This window comes from Flavobacterium sp. UBA4197, assembly GCF_002379575.1.
In the GTDB taxonomy this organism is placed as follows: Bacteria; Bacteroidota; Bacteroidia; order Flavobacteriales; family Flavobacteriaceae; genus Flavobacterium; species Flavobacterium inviolabile.
This window is the reverse complement of record NZ_DFUB01000026.1, coordinates 42,860-58,039: the sequence shown is the minus strand read 5'-3', so window position 1 is coordinate 58,039 and position 15,180 is coordinate 42,860. Positions and strand designations below refer to the sequence as shown.

The window sequence follows — 15,180 nt, the reverse complement described above, 5'->3', positions numbered from 1 at the left end:
CATGAAAAATATATTACTGCTATTTTTAAGCTTTTGTTTAGTACAATCGGTGTTCTCACAGGAAAAAAGACCTAAAGTAGGGGTTGTTTTGAGTGGTGGCGGAGCAAAAGGCCTGGCACATATTGGTGTGTTGAAAGTGTTGGAAGAAGCCGGTGTTCAGGTTGACTATATCGGCGGAACCAGTATGGGGGCCATCATCGGCGGTCTGTATGCTTCCGGATATTCCGCCCGGCAATTGGATTCCATTTTTCGCGAAGTCGATTCCGACGCGCTGTTACAGGATTATATTCCCCGTTCCTCAAAGAGTTTTTTTGAAAAACGAAACGATGAAGTGTATGCTTTAGCCTTGCCCTTTAATAATTTCAAAGTAGGCGTACCGACAGCCCTTTCAAAAGGATTGTATAACTATAACCTCTTAACGCGGTTAACGAACCATGTGCGCCATATCCGGGACTTTAACGAACTGCCGATACCGTTTGTCTGTATCGCCACCGATATTGAAACCGGAGAAAAAATTGTGTTGCGAAAAGGTGTATTGCCGCAGGCTATTCTGGCAAGCGGTGCTTTTCCGTCGTTGTATTCTCCTGTGGAAATAGACGGAAGAATACTCGTAGACGGTGGTGTTGTAGACAATTACCCCGTTGAAGAACTGAAAAAAATGGGCGCCGATGTAATCATCGGAGTTGACGTTCAGGATGGTCTAAAAGACAGAACAACAATAGGCGGTGCCACCGGAGTGCTTTTGCAGATCACCAATTTTTCGATGATTGAAAAAATGGAAGCCAAAAAAAAGGCTACCGATATTTATATCAAGCCTAATATTCACGGGTATTCTGTAATTTCTTTCGATCAGGGAGGTGAGATTATCAAAAAAGGTGAAGAAGCGGCTTTTACCGTTTATGAAGATCTGGTTAAATTGGGCGCCATCGCCAGTAAGTCAAGGCTTTTTGAACCAAGACGATTAACAGATACCTTAAAAGTTGCCGATATACATGTAAAAGGACTGGAAGGCTATACCCGAGCCTATGTTTTAGGAAAACTGCGCTTTCATCCCAATTCAAAAATAACCTATGCCGCATTAGACAAAGGCATCAATACCCTGAATGCTACACAAAACTTTAGTACGATTTCCTATTCTTTTGATGAAGCCGAAAAAGGAGATAACCTGATCCTGACGCTTAAAGAAAATCCGATAAACCGCTATCTGAAATTCGGTCTGCACTATGATGAACTGTTTAAAAGTGCCTTATTGCTGAATGCGACCCAGAAAAAATTCATACTTAAAAATGATGTTATTGCCCTGGATGTTATTTTAGGGGATAATTTCAGGTATAATCTGAATTACTACATAGACAACGGTTTTTACTGGAGTTTCGGAGTGAACTCAAGATACTACAGGTTCAATAAAAATGTGGCCACCGATTTTAGCGACGGTCAGCTGCTTCGGGATCTGGGACTGAAATCGATTAATGTTGATTTTTCGGATTTTACCAATCAGATGTATTTTCAGACCGTTTTTGCGCAGAAGTTTCTGATCGGCGCCGGACTGGAGCACAAACATTTAAAGATCAGATCGTCCACGCTGGAAAATAATTCGCCGATTTTAACAAGTGATAACTATTTTTCCGCTTTTGGAAATTTAAAATACGATTCCTTCGATCAGAAGTACTTTCCGAAAAGAGGATGGTATTTCTTTGGCGATTTCAGAACGATTTTATACTCCGATAAAGGTGAAGACCATTTGAGCCAGTTTTCAATTGCCAAAGCCGATGCCGGAATCGTAAAGACATTCTTTAAAAAGCTTTCGCTGAAATTGCAATCGGAAGCCGGATTTACCATCGGTAACCGTTCCGTTCCGTATTTTGACTTTGTTCTGGGTGGTTACGGATATACGACCATCAATAATTTCAGGCATTTTTTAGGTTACGACTTCCTGAGTATTGCCGGGGATAGTTATATAAAAGGAAGCGGTACGCTCGATTATGAGTTCTATAAAAAGCATCATATTAACTTTACGGCCAACTATGCCAATGTGGGAACAAGGATTTTTCGTACAACTGACTGGTTTTTAAAGGCACAGTACTCCGGATATGCTTTGGGATACGGATTTGAAACCTTAATTGGCCCGATTGAGATAAAACACAGTTGGTCACCGGAAACGAAAGAAAATTACACTTGGTTTAGTGTAGGATTTTGGTTCTAAAATTGCAGGAAACGTTTAAAAAGCGACATTTTTTATATTAAATGGTATTTTATATGTGAATGTTTTTAAAAAATTCTATTTTTGAAAACTAAAAAAAACCAAAAAACTTATAATATGTCAATTTGGAAACGAAAACCTTTAGGACAATTGCTTGAAGAAGCATCCGAGTCTGAGAAGGGATTAAAGAAAACATTAACAGCCCCCGGATTAACTGCATTAGGAGTTGGGGCTATTATCGGAGCAGGACTTTTCTCTATTACAGGATTGGCAGCCGCTACAAATGCCGGCCCGGCCATTACAATTTCCTTTGTGGTAGCCGCTATAGGCTGTCTTTTTGCAGGATTGTGTTATGCTGAATTTTCATCGATGATTCCGGTTGCCGGTAGTGCCTATACGTATTCCTTTGCGACTATGGGTGAGTTTATCGCCTGGATTATCGGATGGGATTTAGTGTTGGAATATGCCGTTGGAGCAGCCACCGTTTCCATTAGCTGGTCGCGTTACCTCATTAAGTTTCTCGACGGTTATGGTATTCACCTCAGTGAGTCGTTAACACATTCCCCTTTTGAAGGCGGAATCATCAATATCCCGGCGGTTTTAATCGTAATGGTAATGTCTTTGGTTTTAATGAGAGGGACAAAAGAGTCTGCTTTGGTTAACGGAATCATTGTTTTACTAAAAGTGACTGTTGTTTTAGTGTTTATCGCATTAGGATGGCAGTATATCCGTCCGGAAAACTATACACCATACATTCCGACTAACACAGGGACATTCGGTGAATTTGGTTTTACGGGAATTATTCGTGCAGCAGCAATTGTATTCTTTGCCTATATTGGTTTTGATGCTGTTTCAACAGCCGCACAGGAAGCTAAAAACCCAAAAAGAGATATGCCAATCGGGATTTTATTATCCTTAACGATTTGTACCGTATTATATATTTTGTTTGCTCACGTAATGACGGGAGTGGTAAATTATTCCGCTTTTGCAGGTGCGGACGGTATTGCTCCGGTAGCAATTGCCATTGACCACATGGGAACAGCAGATGCTTCCGGAATGATTACTCCGGCTTTCCCATGGTTGAACAAAGCGATTATTTTAGCTATTCTTGCCGGATATGCTTCGGTAATTTTAGTAATGTTAATGGGGCAAAGCCGTGTTTTCTTCTCAATGAGTAAAGACGGATTAATGCCAAAAGTGTTTTCGGAAGTACATCCGAAATACAGAACACCAGCAAAAAACAACCTGTTATTCATGTTAATTGTGAGTTTGTTTGCAGCATTCGTACCGGCTAGAGTTGTTGGGGAAATGACGAGTATTGGTACCTTATTTGCCTTTATCCTGGTTTGTCTGGGTGTATTGGTAATGCGTAAAAAAATGCCGGATGCGCCAAGAGCATTTAAAACACCATTAGTGCCGTTAGTACCGATATTGGGGATTTTTGTATGCTTGTTCATGATGGTATTCTTACCATTGGATACCTGGATTCGTTTGATTGTATGGATGATGATTGGTTTTGACCTTTATCTTTTCTACGGAATGAAAAACAGTATTTTGAACAAGGGAACGTTTGATAAGAGCAGCTACAAAGTAGTAAGCCTGTCCGGAATCGGGATGGTTATCGCTTTGGTAATTGTGGCTTTTGTTCACCACTCGAACCCTGAAATTGACGATACCTTCCTTTTTTACTTCTCCCTGGTATTCTCAGCAATACATGCTGTGATATATGCATTGAGTTATAAAAAGAACAAATAAGAACGTTTTAGTTTAAAATTCCCAAAAAAATGTCAGTAATGCTTTTTTTGGGAATTTTTATTTTAAGGGATTGTGATTAATTCCGATATTTGTATGATTATGAGTTTACATTGGGAAGGCTTATTAGGACTGTTAAAATACCTCATTAAGAGAAATCCGGAATGAGTGTATTGGTTTATGCTAAAATATTTCAACAGCGCTGAGCGAAAATCAGGATGCTATAGTTTAAATTTTTTAAATTAAAAAAATATGCCATTTTATCATAAATTAGGACAAATTCCACCAAAAAGACATACGATTTTCCGTAAACCAAACGGAGACTTATACTACGAGCAGCTTTTTGGAACTGTTGGATTTGACGGTATGTCAACCAATATGTATCACGAACATCGTCCGACACAAGTAAAAGAAATCCGCAAGCAATACAATGTTGCTCCTAAGATTGCAAAAGATAATAACATCCAGTCATACCGGCTGAGAGGATTTCAGGTTCAACCTGAAAATGATTATCTGGAAAGCAGAAAGGCCGTTTTAACGAATAGTGACTGTACTATTATACTTGCTGCTCCAAAAGAATCGACTCGTGATTATTTCTATAAGAATACAGATGCGGATGAAATGATTTTTATCCACAGAGGTACCGGGAAATTAAGAACGATGCTGGGGAATCTTGATTTTAAATATGGTGATTACCTGATTGTTCCGCGAGGGATGATTTATAAAATCGATTTCGATACAGACGATAACCGTTTGTTCATTGTAGAGTCAAGAAGACCTATCTATACTCCAAAAAGATACCGCAACTGGTTTGGCCAGCTTTTAGAGCATTCTCCTTTTTGTGAAAGAGACATCCGTCGTCCGGAAGAACTGGAAACGTATAATGAAAAAGGCGACTTTGTAATCAAAGTAAAAAAGAAAGACGAGATTTTTGAAATGGTATATGCTACGCATCCTTTTGATGTAGTGGGATATGACGGATTCAACTATCCGTATGCTTTGTCTATTCATGATTTCGAACCGATTACAGGAAGAATTCACCAGCCGCCACCGGTACACCAGACTTTTGAAACGGATGCTTTCGTGGTTTGCTCTTTTGTACCCCGATTATATGATTATCACCCGGATGCAATACCGGCTCCTTACAATCACAGTAACATTGACAGTGATGAAGTGCTGTATTATGTGGATGGTGACTTTATGAGCCGAAACGATATTGAGGCAGGGCATATTTCATTACACCCGGCAGGAATCCCGCATGGACCGCACCCCGGAGCTGTTGAAAGAAGCATCGGTAAAACCGAAACGCAGGAATTGGCCGTAATGGTCGATACTTTCAAGCCGTTAATGGTTACCGAAGAAGCAATGAAAATTGCAGACGATAAGTACTACCAATCTTGGTTAGAGCACTAATTCTTAGAAATAAAAAACAAACAACAAACATTTGAGCTATTCGTTAATTAATTAAGGAATAGCCGCTTAAAATATTATTACAATGAGTAAAGAAGTAAAATCAGTAGAATACGGATTAGAAAAAATATTTGAGGGCGCTCAGGATTTTCTGCCGCTTTTAGGAACGGATTATGTAGAATTCTATGTAGGGAACGCAAAACAGGCAGCACACTATTATAAAACAGCATTCGGATACCAGTCATTGGCTTATGCAGGATTGGAAACCGGTGTTAGAGACCGAGCTTCTTATGTTTTGAAACAGGACAAAATCAGATTGGTACTGACAACGCCTTTAAATGCCGATTCGCCAATTAACGACCATATCGTTAAACACGGTGACGGAGTGAAAATTGTGGCACTTTGGGTTGAGGATGCAACAAAATCGTTCGAAGAAACTACAAAACGCGGTGCGCGTCCGTTTATGGAGCCAACAGTTGAAAAAGATGAGTTTGGTGAAGTAGTTCGTTCCGGAATCTATACTTATGGTGAAACGGTTCACATTTTTGTGGAACGTAAAAACTACAACGGTGTATTCTTACCGGGTTACAGAGCCTGGGAATCAGACTACAATCCGGAGTCGGTTGGATTAAAATACATCGATCACATGGTAGGAAATGTGGGATGGAATGAAATGAATACCTGGGTAAAATGGTATGAAGATGTGATGGGATTCGTAAACTTCCTTTCTTTCGATGACAAACAGATCCATACAGAATACTCCGCTTTGATGAGTAAAGTGATGTCTAACGGTAACGGACGTATTAAATTCCCGATCAACGAACCGGCTGAAGGTAAAAAACGTTCACAGATTGAAGAATATTTGGATTTTTATAACGGACCGGGTGTACAGCACATCGCTATTGCTACTGACGATATCATTTCGACAGTTTCCCAATTGAAAGCAAGAGGTGTTGAATTTTTATCGGCTCCGCCAAAATCATATTATGATGCTATTCCGGCAAGATTGGGTGAGCACATGGAAATGATGAAAGAAGATATTGCAGAACTGGAGAAGTTAGCCATCATGGTTGACGCGGATGAAGAAGGATATTTATTGCAGATCTTTACGAAGCCTGTTGAAGACAGACCAACGCTGTTTTATGAAATAATTCAGCGAATGGGAGCCAGAGGATTCGGTGCCGGTAACTTCAAAGCATTGTTCGAATCTATCGAAAGAGAGCAGGAATTAAGAGGAACTTTGTAAAAAAGGACTTTTAACTGAGAATATTTCAAAAACAACGCTTCAAAAAGGCTGTTTTTTGCTAATATTGTGTTAAAGTTAAAAATTGATTTGTAAATCAACAAAAACTGTATACCTTTGCACTCGCAAAAATGAGGCGTCATAATCCTCAGATTTGTGAAATAAATTTTCATAATTTATAGTTTTTTGGTTGGTTAATAGCATAAAAACTCAGTCATTCTTTTGGCTGAGTTTTTTTGTTTCTTATTTTTGGAACAGAAATTGTAACTTGTTATTTCGAATGTTAAAAAATGAGCCTCATGAAAAAAACGGTAATATTATTTTTCCTCCTGATAACGGCAGTTACTTTTGCTCAAAAAGACAGTGCTTACGCCGCCGGTGAATGGTTTAAGTTTAGGATTCATTACGGGATCGTAAATGCAGGTTATGCCACCATGGAAGTTCAGGAAGCAGTAAGAAATAATAAAAAAGTTTTCCATATTCTGGGAAATGGCTACACTACAGGAATGACAAAATTCTTCTTCAAGGTTGAAGACGATTATCAAAGTTATATAGACAAAGAAACCGGGAGACCGTACCAGTTTATTCGGAAAATAGACGAAGGCGGCTATAAGAAAAACCAGGAAGGCTTTTTTAATCAAACAAAAAAAACAGTTTTTGTTAAAGATTATGAAAAGAACACTGAAAAAACATTTTCAGTGCCGGAAAACGTGCAAGATATTGTATCTTCATTCTATTATTTGAGAAATCATCCCAAAATAGACAAGTTAAAAGAAGGCGAAGCCATCGTGATCGACATGTTTTTTGATGATGAAACATTTAAATTTAAGCTAAAATTTATCGGTAGAGAAGATATAAAAACTAAATTTGGGACCATTTCCACGATGGTATTCCGACCTTATGTTCAAGCTGGACGCGTTTTTAAAGAGCAGGAGAGTTTAACAGTTTGGATATCAGACGATGACAATCGTTTGCCGATCAGAGTGAAGGCGAGCTTGGCAGTGGGTTCACTCAAAGCGGATTTGGATGGATTCAAAGGACTTAAAAATTCTTTCAAAATTAAAGTTAACCAATAATGAAAATTACCCCGGAGATTCAAAATAAAATTGATGAAATAGATGCGAAATATCAGGCTATAAACCAAAAGACCGAAACCCATTTGGAAGGGATGCTTTGGTCTAAGCCGATAACGTATTGGGATTATATACAAACAGACCCGCTTTTGAGTCTGCAGGTTCAAAGAACCACGCTGCCTGATGAGATGGTTTTTATCATGTACCACCAGGTAAACGAATTGCTTTTCAAAATGATCCTATGGGAAATCAACCAGGTATCCCACTGCGAAAAGCTTACTACTTCGCTGTTTACAGACAAACTGATGCGCATTAGCCGTTATTTTGATATGTTAACCACTTCTTTCGATATCATGAAAGAAGGTATGGCAGTCGAACAATATTTAAAATTCAGAAACACCCTGACGCCGGCCAGCGGTTTTCAGAGTGCACAATACCGTTTGATAGAATTTGCTTCAACAGATCTGATAAACCTTATCGATCACCGTTTCAGAGCAACAATAGACCGAAACACGCCATACGAGCATGCTTTTGAGCATTTGTACTGGCAGGCTGCCGGAAAAGACTATAAAACAGGTGAAAAGTCCTATCTGATCAAAGAGTTTGAAAAGAAATACAAAAAGAGTTTCCTGGAACATATGGAGGAATTCAACACCATTAACCTTTGGAAAAAATTCAAACAGCTGCCGGAAAAAGACCAGCAAAACGAAGAACTGATACAGGCAATGCGTCATTATGACAAAACCGTAAACATTACCTGGGTAATGGGTCACTATAATGCCGCTGTTAAATATATTGAGAGTGTGCCGGGAACGCAGGAAGCTACCGGAGGAAGTGATTGGAAAAAATATATGTTGCCAAAATATCAAAGAAGGATATTTTTCCCGGAACTTTGGTCGAATATAGAATTGGAAAAATGGGGAGAATAAAAGAATAACCACAAAACCTACAAGAATTGAAGTATATTGCCATCATATTATTATTAACAACATTATTCGCCTGTAATAAAAAAGAGGAAAAGCAAGTTAAAGAAACAAAAGTAAAAAAAGAGAAAATCCTGGTAGAATACGGTTTTACTCTTAATGATTTTAAAGTCGTAAACGATACGATAAAATCAGGAGACAGTTTCGGAAAGATTTTGGGTGCCCAAAACTTTGACGCCGCTAAGATTCATGAAATTACAGAAAAAGTAAAAGACAGCTTTAATGTTCGCGATATTAGAATTGGGAAGCCATATACGCTACTGCAAAACAAAACGGCTCCGCATGATTTAAAGGTTTTTATCTATCAGCCGGATAGAATGACCTATTATGTGGTGGATCTGCGGGATTCTATTGCTGTGCACAAAAAACAACGTCCGGTTACGATAAAACGAAGAACGATTGCTGCGGCAATAGACGGATCGGTGTCCGAAACCTTGAAAAGAGCAGGAGTGGACGCTTCACTGGCACCACAGTTATCCCGGATTTATGCCTGGTCTATTGACTTCTTTAAAATTCAGAAAGGCGATAAATTTGCAGTAACCATTAACGAAAAATACATCAGCGATACCATTTATGCCGGAGTAGAAAGCATTGATGCTTCCTATTTTGAATACAAAGGAAAAAAAGTATATGCCTTTCCGTTTAAGCAGGACCCGAATTCAAAGCGGGTGGACTATTTTGATGAAGAAGGAAAAGTGCTGAAAAATATGTTTTTGAAAGCGCCTTTGAAATTCGTGAATATTACCTCGCGTTTTACCAAAAGCCGTTTTCATCCGGTGCAGTTAAAATGGAAAGCCCATAACGGAACGGATTATGCAGCACCTACCGGAACACCAATCATGACAACCGCTTCCGGAGTGGTGGAACGAACAGGATATACGGCAGGAAACGGTAACTTTGTAAAAGTAAAACACAACGGAACCTTTGCCACACAATATTTACACATGTCGAAAATTTTAGTACGACAGGGACAACGGGTACAGCAGGGAGATGTGATTGGAAGAGTAGGAAGTACCGGACTGGCAACCGGCCCGCACGTGTGCTACCGTTTCTGGAAAAACGGGATACAGGTAGATCCGTTACGCCAGAAACTACCCAATTCCGAGCCTATGAGCTCAAAATACAAAGCGCGGTATATGGAATATATCAAGCCACTTAAAAAAGAATTAGACAGCGTTTCAATAGCTAAGTTTGGAGAATAAATGTTAGAAAATACGAATCCGACCGGAACAGTTGCATGGCAAAAATTGCGCGAGCATTTTCAGGACATGCAATTTGTGAAAATGCAGGAACTTTTTGCGAACGATGCCCAAAGAACGGAGAAATTCCATATTCTATGGAACGATTTTCTATTGGATTATTCTAAAAACAGGATTGAAAAAAAAACGCTTGACCTTTTAACAGCCCTGGCGGAAGAAGCCGGGCTGAAAAATGCCATCGCTAAATATTTTTCAGGAGATAAGATCAACTTTACAGAAAACAGAGCAGTATTGCATACGGCTTTGCGGTCTGCCGAAAAAGAAATACTTGTTGACGGGCAAAATATTATACCGGAAATTCATGCGGTAAAAAACAAGATTCAGCTTTTCTCGGAGCAAATTATTAACGGCGAAAAGAAAGGATTTACCGGTAAGGCTTTTACCGATATTGTCAATATTGGCATTGGCGGTTCCGACTTAGGGCCGGACATGGTTGTAGAAGCTTTAAAATTCTATAAAAATCACCTTACGTTACACTTTGTTTCGAACATTGATGGCGATCATGTTGCCGAAAAAATAAAAAACCTGAATCCGGAAACCACACTATTTGTGATTGTTTCCAAAACATTCTCTACGCAGGAAACGCTTACCAATGCCGAAACCATAAAAGAATGGTTTTTAAATTATGGCCAGCCGGAAGCTATTGCAAGCCACTTTGTAGCGGTTTCGTCAAATCTTGACAAGGTAGCCGGATTTGGAATTGCGGCTGAGAATGTCTTTCCGATGTGGGACTGGGTAGGCGGCCGATTCTCGCTGTGGAGCGCCGTTGGCTTATCGATTAGTCTTGCTGTAGGGTATCCAAATTTTGAAAAACTATTAAAAGGTGCCAATGAAATGGATCTGCATTTCAAAACGGCGGCTTTCGATCGCAATATTCCGGTTGTTTTAGGATTGCTGAGTATCTGGTACAATAACTTTTTTGAAGCAGAAACGGAAGCGATTATACCGTATTCCCATTACCTGCAAAAGCTGGTACCGTATCTGCAGCAGGCATTTATGGAAAGCAACGGAAAACAGATTAACAGAGAAGGCTATCCGGTGAACTATCAAACCGGAACAGTTGTCTGGGGCGAACCGGGCAGTAACTCCCAGCATGCTTTTTTTCAGTTAATTCATCAGGGAACAAAACTGATTCCTGCTGATTTTATCGGTTTTGTAAACTCGCTGCACGGCAATAAAGACCATCATGACAAATTGATGTCCAACTTTTTTGCACAAACGGAAGCACTTCTTAACGGTAAAACGGAAGAAACGGTGAAAAAGGAAACTAATGTTCCGGAATTTCTGGTGCCTTTCAAAGCATTTGACGGTAACAGACCTACGAATACACTGTTAATTAATGCGCTGACTCCCGAATCTTTAGGAAGCCTGATAGCGATGTATGAACATAAAATATTTGTTCAGGGCGTGATCTGGAATATATTCAGTTACGACCAGTTTGGCGTTGAATACGGGAAGTCATTAGCCACTACAATACTGAAGGAAGTGACTGAAAATAAAATAGATAGTCATGATTCGTCTACAAAATTTCTCTTAAAGCATTATTTGAAATAGGGTTTTACTATTTTTTGGAGTAAAAAAATCAATAGTCTTTATTTTTAAGGTTAAATTAAAGTTAAAAAATGAATTATTCTCTTTTGGCGAGTGAATAATTGATAATACTTCAAAGTATTAACGTTTATTAACATTAATATAACTTTAGGAATCAATAAAACTTTGAACTTTGCGGAAAATTTAAAAACACAACTGCAACATGAGAACTCTGAAAAATTGGCTACTGCTTGCGCTAATAACGTTAGTGTCAACAGTTTCTTTTTCACAAACAAAAATTACAGGTACTATCATTGATGGAGAACTAAAAGGCACTTTACCGGGAGCCAGCGTTCTTATCAAAGGAACTACTGAAGGAACTACTTCTGATTTCGACGGGAAATTTACACTAAGCACTACAGCAACAAACGGAGAAATCGTTATTTCTTTTATAGGATATGCAACAAAAACGGTTGCTTTTAAAGCGGAAGCCGGCAAAACAGTAAATCTTGGGAATATCGTAGTACAATCGGACTCCAATACTTTAGAAGATATCGTTGTTAAAGCGGGTGTTGCCGATATCGCAAAAGACAGAAAAACACCGGTTGCCGTTTCTACAATTAAGGCAGCTGAAATTCAGGAAAAATTAGGAAATAAAGAATTTCCGGAAATCTTAAACAGTACACCATCGGTTTATACTTCAAAACAAGGTGGTGGTTTTGGTGACTCAAAAATCAATATTCGTGGTTTCGACCAGCGTAATATTGCCGTTATGGTAAATGGTATGCCGGTTAACGACATGGAAAACAGTTCTGTTTACTGGTCAAACTGGGCAGGACTTTCCGATGTAACGTCTGCTATGCAGGTACAAAGAGGTTTAGGATCTTCTAAACTGGCGATTTCTTCTGTGGGAGGAACGATCAACGTATTGACAAAAACATCCGACTTAAAAGAAGGTGGTTCAGTGTCGTCAATGGTAGGAAACAATAATAATCTGAAATTACTGGCAACCTATTCTACCGGAAAAATGAAAAACGGTCTTTCTGCAGCAGTGCTATTCAGCAGAACAAGCGGTGACGGTTATGTAGATGCAACCAAATATGAAGGATACAATTATTTCATTGGTTTAGGCTATGAAATAAACGACAAACACGATATTCAGTTCACTTTTACAGGTGCACCGCAATGGCACGATCAACGTAGTAATGCACCAACAATTGCAGACTACCAGAAATATAGCAAAGACGGTGATCCTAACATTCGTTACAATGGTGACTGGGGTTATCTGAACGGGAAAGAATATTCATTCAGAACCAACTACTATCACAAACCGGTAGCGTCTATTAACTGGGATTGGAAAATCTCTGATAATATGAAATTATCCTCGGTATTCTACGGTTCATGGGGACGTGGAGGAGGATCTACAGTAACTGGAGGGGTTAATAAATTCCGATACAATGCTAACGAATTGAGAAATGCAGACGGATCAATCAATGTTGATAATATTTATGCATACAATTCCGGACAGACCATTTATGTAAATGGTATGCCTTACACCAGAACTATGATTAACGGACAATACCAGAATGATTCCAGTACACCGGGAGCAACCAATACCTCAAACGGTATTTCTAAAATATCCTCTGTTAACTCTCACAACTGGTACGGAAGTATCATTAAATTGAATACAAAATTCGACGAGAAATGGTCAATGGATTTTGGGGTTGATTTAAGAATGTACAAAGGAATGCACTACCAGGTATTGAATGATTTATTAGGAGGTGATGTATTCAACAACAGAACTTCAGATATCAACAATCCGCAGAAATTATTCACAACAGTATACAATACAAGACCAAACGGAAATCCTTTTTCGGATACCAGCTACCAGCAGGCAATTAACTTCAACAATGATGGTGATGTAAACTGGTACGGTGCTTTTGCTCAGGTGGAGTATAATGTGGAAAACTTCTCTGCTTTTGTTCAGGGAGCGATTTCAAACCAGGGCTTTAAGAGAGTAGATTACTTCAAATATCTGTCATCAGATCCGTTATCGTCAACACCGTATGAAAACATATTGGGAGGAAACGTTAAAGCAGGTGCCAACTATAACATTAACGAGCAGCACAATGTGTTTGTAAATGCAGGTTATTACTCAAAACAACCATTCTTTAACGCGGTTTATCCGGGTAATGCGAGTCTTGTAAACCCGCTTTTAACAAACGAGAAAATTACAGGTTTTGAAGCAGGTTACGGTTTCCGTTCTTCAATCTTCAATGCAAACGTAAACGTGTACCATACAACCTGGAAAGACAGAAACCTGAGATCAACAGATTTCAGTACAAGCAACCCTGGCGGATATTATGATTTTACAGGACTTACAGAAGTTCACATGGGTGCTGAATTGGATTTCACGGTTAAAGCTACCGATAAATTAAAAGTGAACGGTATGTTCTCTTACGGAGACTGGTTCTACAAAGGAAACAGCGCCAGTAAAAACTACGATGTTAGCAATAACCAGGTAGGAGCAGACGGAATCGTATATCTGGATAAAGTAAAAGTGGGTGATGCTGCACAGATCACAGCGAGCTTAGGTGCTTCTTATGAAGTAGTAGAACGCTTAAAAGTGGATGCAAACTACAGATATGTAGATAAATTGTATGCTGCTATCGATCCTACAGCTTTCTCTAAGGAAAACAATAAAGGATCTTTGGAATTGCCATCTTTCGGATTAGTAGACACAGGATTGTCTTATAAAATGTTAGTAGGCAAAGACAAAGCAAACTCGGTTAACTTCAGAGTAAATGTAGATAACTTATTTGACAAAATATACATCGCTGAATCAAGAACAAATATCCATGCTACGGATAATGTGAGTTCTGCTGCAGGTGCGCCTACATATCAGGCTGCCGGAAGAACCTATCAGGGTGTAGCAGATGCGAACCAGGTATTCTTCGGATTTGGAAGAACATGGAACGTATCTATTCGTTACGACTTTTAATTCGCAATCGTTCATAATGAAAAAAAACCTCCCGGTCGCAAGATCGGGAGGTTTTTGATTTTATAAAAAGTACGAAACGCTTAAAATTGGTTTTCTTCCTGAAAAACGCCCTGTAAGGTCTCTAAAAAATGTTCGGCAGGCTGAGCGCCCTTAACGGCATATTTGTTGTTTAAAACGAAATAGGGAACCGAATTGATGCCGTATTCGTATGCCTGCTCCTGATCGGCTTTTACTTCCTCGGCAAATAAGCCGTTATCATAAACATTCTGGATATCGGAAGCCGACAGTCCAAAACGTGTTCCGATAGCAATCAGCTCCGGAATGGCATCGATATTTTTTCCTTCTGTAAAGTAAGCGCTGAATAGTGCGCCTTCAACCTCGTTCTGAACCCCTTTCGTTTTGGCGAAAGCAGAAAGCTGATGTGCGCGGAAACTGTTGGCAGGAACGGCTTTTTCAAAATGAAAATCCAGTCTGGCATCTTTGGCAATGGCCGTTGCATGGTCATGCATCCTTTCGGATTCTTCCACGCTGATTCCTTTTCTGTTTGCCATACTTTCGGCAGCAGAAATAGTAGTATCGGTAACCGCTTCCGGATCCAGCTGAAAAGCCCTCCAGATTACCGTTACCTTGTCTTTGTGCTCAAACTGAGCCAGTGCCTTTTCAAATTTTGTTTTTCCGATATAACAAAAGGGACAGCGAATGTCACTCCATATTTCTATTTTCATAAAT

10 protein-coding genes are annotated in these 15,180 nt (G+C 39.3%); 9 read left to right on the top strand and 1 reads right to left on the bottom strand.

Annotation, left to right across the window (positions count from 1 at the left end; genetic code table 11):
• The first annotated feature begins 1 nt into the window (after position 1).
• The 9 genes from B3394_RS14460 to B3394_RS14420 all read left to right on the top strand — a co-directional run bounded on the left by B3394_RS14460 (position 2) and on the right by B3394_RS14420 (position 14,451).
• On the top strand, positions 2-2,203 hold the full coding sequence (locus tag B3394_RS14460) for a patatin-like phospholipase family protein (RefSeq protein ID WP_177731133.1): 2,202 nt from the start codon (positions 2-4) through the stop codon (positions 2,201-2,203).
• Between the two features lie 114 nt (positions 2,204-2,317).
• On the top strand, positions 2,318-3,955 hold the full coding sequence (locus B3394_RS14455; protein WP_286925920.1) for an amino acid permease: 1,638 nt from the start codon (positions 2,318-2,320) through the stop codon (positions 3,953-3,955).
• Between the two features lie 249 nt (positions 3,956-4,204).
• Entirely contained in the window at positions 4,205-5,365 is a 1,161-nt protein-coding gene (locus B3394_RS14450; RefSeq protein ID WP_177731137.1) for a homogentisate 1,2-dioxygenase, read from the top strand.
• An 82-nt stretch (positions 5,366-5,447) separates the two neighbouring features.
• The gene (gene hppD, locus B3394_RS14445) at positions 5,448-6,608 is read left to right on the top strand and encodes a 4-hydroxyphenylpyruvate dioxygenase (RefSeq protein WP_177731140.1); all 1,161 of its coding nucleotides are present in this window, start codon (positions 5,448-5,450) and stop codon (positions 6,606-6,608) included.
• Between the two features lie 296 nt (positions 6,609-6,904).
• Positions 6,905-7,681, top strand: a complete 777-nt coding sequence (locus B3394_RS14440; protein ID WP_177731142.1) for a DUF3108 domain-containing protein — start codon at positions 6,905-6,907, stop codon at positions 7,679-7,681.
• Positions 7,681-8,607 carry a tryptophan 2,3-dioxygenase family protein gene (locus tag B3394_RS14435; RefSeq protein WP_286925918.1) on the top strand — a complete coding sequence of 309 codons (927 nt, stop codon included), beginning with the start codon at positions 7,681-7,683 and terminating at the stop codon, positions 8,605-8,607. Before B3394_RS14440 ends, B3394_RS14435 begins: the two co-directional genes overlap by 1 nt.
• 26 nt (positions 8,608-8,633) lie before the next feature.
• Entirely contained in the window at positions 8,634-9,863 is a 1,230-nt protein-coding gene (locus B3394_RS14430; RefSeq protein ID WP_177731146.1) for a M23 family metallopeptidase, read from the top strand.
• Positions 9,864-11,474 carry a glucose-6-phosphate isomerase gene (gene pgi / locus B3394_RS14425; RefSeq protein ID WP_286925916.1) on the top strand — a complete coding sequence of 537 codons (1,611 nt, stop codon included), beginning with the start codon at positions 9,864-9,866 and terminating at the stop codon, positions 11,472-11,474.
• A gap of 199 nt (positions 11,475-11,673) precedes the next feature.
• Positions 11,674-14,451: a TonB-dependent receptor gene (locus B3394_RS14420; RefSeq protein WP_286925915.1), complete on the top strand. Its 2,778-nt coding sequence runs from the start codon at positions 11,674-11,676 to the stop codon at positions 14,449-14,451.
• An 80-nt stretch (positions 14,452-14,531) separates the two neighbouring features.
• Here B3394_RS14420 and B3394_RS14415 read toward each other — a convergent pair whose 3' ends face one another.
• A complete protein-coding gene (locus B3394_RS14415; protein WP_286925914.1) occupies positions 14,532-15,176 on the bottom strand; it encodes a DsbA family oxidoreductase in 645 nt (214 codons plus the stop codon).
• Between the last annotated feature and the right edge of the window lie 4 nt (positions 15,177-15,180).